The organism is Streptomyces palmae, from assembly GCF_004684805.1.
GTDB classification, from domain to species: Bacteria; Actinomycetota; Actinomycetes; order Streptomycetales; family Streptomycetaceae; genus Streptomyces; species Streptomyces palmae.
Map to the genome: position 1 here is coordinate 1 of NZ_SRID01000461.1, position 4770 is coordinate 4770.

A 4770-nucleotide genomic window follows, 5' to 3' on the forward strand; every position below is an offset into this window, starting at 1 on the left:
CCTTGTCCCCGACCCGATCCCGACCCGATCCCGATCCGATCCCGATCCGGGTCCCTCGATCTGATGTCCCCCGATCTGATGTACGTGGCCCACTGGACGGAGTAGAGCTATGAAGCAGTCCCCCCGGAACCCGCGGACCACCCGTACCGCCCTGGCGGTGGCCGGTGCCGCCGCGCTGGTGCTCGGCCTGGCCGGATGCGGCGGTGACAGCCTGGAGAAGTCCGGCGGCGGCTCGACCAAGGAGGGGAAGAAGGGCTCGCTGGTGGTCGGCTCGGCCACGTTCACCGAGTCCAAGATCCTCGCCGAGCTGTACGCCAGGGTGCTCCAGGACGCCGGTTACAGCGCCTCGGTCAAGACGGTCGACACGCGCGAGATGTACGAGCCGGCGCTGGAGCGGGGGCAGATGGACGTCGTACCCGAGTACGCCGCCACCTTCGCCGAATTCGTCAATCGGAAGACGCACGGACCGGGGGCCGAGCCGGTCGCCTCGGCCGATGTGGACAGCACCGTGCGCGCCGCGCGGAAGCTGGCCGAACCGCGCGGGCTGAAGGTGCTGGACCCGGGGCAGGCGGTCGATCAGAACGCCTTCGCGGTGAGTGAGGACTTCGCCACCGAGCATCATCTGAAGACGCTCTCGGATCTCGGGAAATCGAAGCAGAAGATCAAGTTGGCGGCCGGCGACGAATGCCCCGAGCGGCCCTTCTGCCAGCCGGGCCTGGAGAAGACCTACGGCATCGACATCACCGGAATCGATCCGCTGGACGTCGGCAGTGTGCAGGCCAAACAGGCGGTGAAGGACGGCAAGGACCAGATGATGCTCACCGTCACCACGGACGCCACCCTTCCGCAGTTCGGCCTTGTCCTCCTGAAGGATGACAAGCACTTGCAGAACGCTGACAACGTACTGCCGGTGGTGAATGCGAAGTCGGCGGGTTCGCCGGAGATCGAGGCCGCCCTGAACAAGATCACTAAGGTGCTGACGACGGCTGATCTCACGGAACTCAACAAGAAGGTTGATGCCGAGCGGCTCAAGCCGGCCGATGTCGCCGCCGACTACCTCGAGGAGAAGGGACTCCTCCAGGACTGACATCCGGGCTAAACCCCGCCGGAAAAATTGATTTCACCGGACGAGTTTGCCGGGTGGTGGCCCCATAGGTCCCGTACGCACGGTAAGTTTCAGGCCATGCCACGTGGACGCCACCGCCAATCCGCACCCCTGCACAAGCTGCTCCCCCCGCTGTCGATCGCGGCAGCGTCTCTCGTCTCCACCACCGGGGCCCTGGTGGTGGGGGAGACGGCAGTGGTCCGCGGGCTCGCCGTGGCCGCCGGAGCGGCCGCGGTGGTCGGCGCGGTCCTGATGCGCAGTTGGGACCGCGCCGCCGGGAAGCGCGTCACCGAACTGGCCAAGGAGCGCACCCGCGAGGAGTGGCGCACCGAGGAGCGGATCGCCGAGCTGGAGACCGAGGTCGAGGAGGGGCGCGAGCTCCGCGAGGCATTCACCGCCAAGCTGCGCGCCAAGCGGGCCGAGTTGGCCCGGCTCCGCAACGAGCACGCGGAACTGCTGCGCCGGTACGCCACCGCGGAGTCGGAGCGGGCCCGGGCCCTGGAGACCGGTCGCGTCCTGGCGATCTCGGCCTCCGACGCGGAGGCGCCGGAGTCGGACGCGGATGCCCCGGAGTCGGGGACGGCCGCCCTGCCCGCGGAGGGCGCGGGGGCCCTGGCCGGCGATGCGTACGAGCCCCTCGACCCGGAGCTGTTCCGCCGGGCCGCGGCGGCGCTGCACCTCCTGGGCCGCGAGAAGCGGCAGGCGGAGCCCGCGGAGCAGCCGGCTCAGGCGGAGCCCGCGGAGCAGCCGGTCGAGGCCGGCGGTGCGGACTCGGGTGCCGGCGGCACCGTCCCGGGCCCGCGTCCGGAGATGGCACGGGTCTCGCGGGGTGAGCCGGTGGGCGCGGGGTCCGATGTGCGGGTCTCGCGGGGTGAGCCGGTGGCCGTGCGGTCCGATGTGCGGGTCTCGCAGGGTGAGTCGGCGGCCGTGCGGTCCGATGTGCGGGCGTCGCATCCCGAGCCGACCGCTGAGGACGCCTCGCACCAGGGCCGGGACAGCCTGATGCACGGCCGGAACGCGGCCAGCGCCGTGGTGCCGTACGCCGCCGCGCGCCGGGCCGCCGCCCGGGCGGAGGGCAGCTTCGACTTCTTCGGCACCCAGAAGAAGCGTCCGCAGCTGGCCACCCGTCACCCGGAGCCGAAGCCGGAGCCGCTGACGCTGACGGCGGAGGAGGACCTCGCCGACGTGGTGGGTGCGGAGGCACTCGCCGAGCAGTCCGAGCGGCGGGCCGGCGGCGAGGTCATCGACCTCACCGCGCACGACGAGACGGAGCAGATCGACGTGGCGGAGCTGCGCAGCGCGATCTCCTGACGGCGCGGCCGGGGTCGGCTGACCGTACCCGCGCCCGGCCCCTCCGCAGGCGCCTGCTCGGCCCCGCACCGGAGGGGCCTGCTCAGCCCGCACCGCAAGGGCCCGCTCGCCGCACCGCAGGCGTCTGCTCGGTCCCGTACCCGGAGGGGTCGGTTCCGCCCCGGTCCGCGGACGCCCGCGCGGCCCCGCACCGCAAGGTCCTGCTCGGCCGCACCGCAGGCGCCCGCTCGATCCCGCACCGGAGGGGCCTGTTCCGCCGCGGTCCGGGGGCGGCCGCGCGGCCCTGCTCGGGGCCGAACGCTCCTGGGCTCCCCGCCCGAATCACTTGTCGATGTCGCCGACGACGAAGAAGAGCGAACCCAGGATCGACACCATGTCGGCCACCAGGGTGCCCGGGAGCAGCTCGGTCAGCGCCTGGATGTTGTTGTACGAGGCCGAGCGGAGCTTGAGCCGGTAGGGGGTCTTGTCACCCTTCGAAACCAGGTAGTAGCCGTTGAGCCCGAGCGGGTTCTCGGTCCAGGCGTAGGTGTGGCCCTCCGGCGCCTTGAGCACCTTCGGCAGGCGCTGGTTGATCGGGCCTGGCGGCAGCTCGGCCAGCCGGTCCAGGCAGGCGTCGGCCAGCTCCAGGGAGTTGTGCGTCTGCTCCAGCAGGCACTCGAAGCGGGCCAGGCAGTCGCCCTCCTGGCGGGTCACCACCCGGAGCGTGTCGCCCAGCTCGCCGTACGCCAGGTACGGCTCGTCGCGCCGCAGGTCGAAGTCGACCCCGGAGGCGCGGGCGATGGGCCCGCTCACCCCGTAGGCGTGCACCGCCTCGCGGGAGAGCACGCCGACGCCCCGGGTGCGGCCCCGGAAGATCTCGTTGCCCAGGACCAGCCGGTCGTAGACGTCCATCCGGGAGGTGGCGGTGGCGATCGTGGCCCGGGCCCGGTCGAGCCACCCCGCGGGCAGGTCCTCCTTGAGCCCGCCGACCCGGTTGAACATGTAGTGCATCCGGCCGCCGGAGACCTCCTCCATCAGGTGCTGGAGTTCCTCGCGCTCCTGGAAGGCGTGGAAGATCGGGGTGATCCCGCCCAGCTCCAGCGGGTAGGACCCGAGGAACATCAGATGGTTGAGGACCCGGTTCAGCTCGGCGAGCAGGGTGCGGGTCCACACCGCGCGCTCGGGCACCTCCATGCCCAGCATCCGCTCCACGGCCATCACCACGCCCAGCTCGTTGGAGAAGGCGGAGAGCCAGTCGTGGCGGTTGGCCAGCACGATGATCTGGCGGTAGTCGCGGGCCTCGAACAGCTTCTCGGCACCCCGGTGCATATAGCCGATGATCGGCTCCGCGTGCCGGATGCGCTCTCCGTCGAGGACCAGGCGGAGACGGAGGACACCGTGGGTGGAGGGGTGCTGGGGGCCGATGTTCAGCACCATGTCGGTGCTCTCCGCCGCGCCGCCGATGCCGACTGTCGTCTCCGTCATGTCCTCCAGTCTGTCAGGCGGTATTTCCGGGTGCGGCCAGGATGTCCTGGCAGGCGGTGCCCACCGGCTGGAGCAGCCAGGTGAAGCGGCCCAGCCCGGCCGGGTCGGTCAGCTCGGCGGCCTCCCCGGCGGCGGCCAGCGCCCGCAGGTAGCCGGACGGGTCGGTGGTGGCCAGGGCCAGCGGCGGACGCCGTCCGGTGACCCCGAGCGCGTGCAGGGCCTCCCGCTGGCTGAGGCGGCGGGCGGTGGGATGGGCGCTCGCGGTCGGCTTGGGGGAGCCGGTGGTGGGCGGGGCGGGATCGGTGGTCGCGGCCGGCGCGCGGGAGCCGGCGGCGGCGCAGGCGTCCAGGGCGACATGGCAGGTGAGGTCGGAGCCGCCGTCCGGGACCGGACGCACCTCGCGGCCCTCGCGGAAGCCGGTGAGCGTGCCGTACGGCGGGCGGTCGGCCCGTTCGTGCGCGTAGTCCACGGCCACCGCCAGCCCGGCCTCCAGCCTGCGTACGGCCTCCGCCCAGGCGGTGTCCCGGGGGAGGCCGATCTCGGCGCGCAGCCCCGCCGCGTCCGGGCCGGCGGGCAGCGGCCACCAGCGGTGGAGCCAGTCGGCGTCCGGGCCGTACACGGGAAGCCCGAGCCGCTCGGTGCCGTCCGGGGCGACCAGGACATAGCGGGGTACGCCGTCGGGATCCGCCTCGACGATGTCCACGGGCACGTTGTCCAGCCACTCGTTGGCGAACAGCAGGCCGCGCACCCCGGGCGGTGGGGTGTCGCACCAGGTGATCCGCGGGTCCAGCCCTTCCGGCCGGTCGGCGCGCTCCACCGCGTACGGCCGCAGCCGCCGCGCCAGGTCCGTGTCCGGGCCGGTGGTGGAGCTGTCTCTTTTACACATCTGA

The 4770-nt window shown here is 72.4% G+C and carries 4 protein-coding genes; 2 read left to right on the plus strand and 2 right to left on the minus strand.

The genetic code is table 11. The features are described 5' to 3' along the window. Window positions 1–109: 109 nt before the first annotated feature. Both E4099_RS29105 and E4099_RS29110 read left to right on the plus strand, forming a co-directional pair. Window positions 110–1087, plus strand: a complete 978-nt coding sequence (locus tag E4099_RS29105) for an ABC transporter substrate-binding protein (protein ID WP_135342109.1) — start codon at window positions 110–112, stop codon at window positions 1085–1087. Window positions 1088–1183: 96 nt separating this feature from the next. Continuing rightward, window positions 1184–2416: a hypothetical protein gene (locus E4099_RS29110; RefSeq protein WP_245245284.1), complete on the plus strand. Its 1233-nt coding sequence runs from the start codon at window positions 1184–1186 to the stop codon at window positions 2414–2416. Window positions 2417–2737: 321 nt separating this feature from the next. Here E4099_RS29110 and E4099_RS29115 read toward each other — a convergent pair whose 3' ends face one another. Together E4099_RS29115 and E4099_RS29120 are read right to left on the minus strand one after the other, a co-directional pair. Further along, complete coding sequence (locus E4099_RS29115; protein ID WP_135342110.1) at window positions 2738–3880, minus strand: NADH-quinone oxidoreductase subunit D; 1143 nt, start codon at window positions 3878–3880, stop codon at window positions 2738–2740. Between the two features lie 13 nt (window positions 3881–3893). Further along, on the minus strand, window positions 3894–4770 hold an 877-nt coding region (locus tag E4099_RS29120; protein ID WP_245245286.1), incomplete at its 5' end, for an SAM-dependent methyltransferase.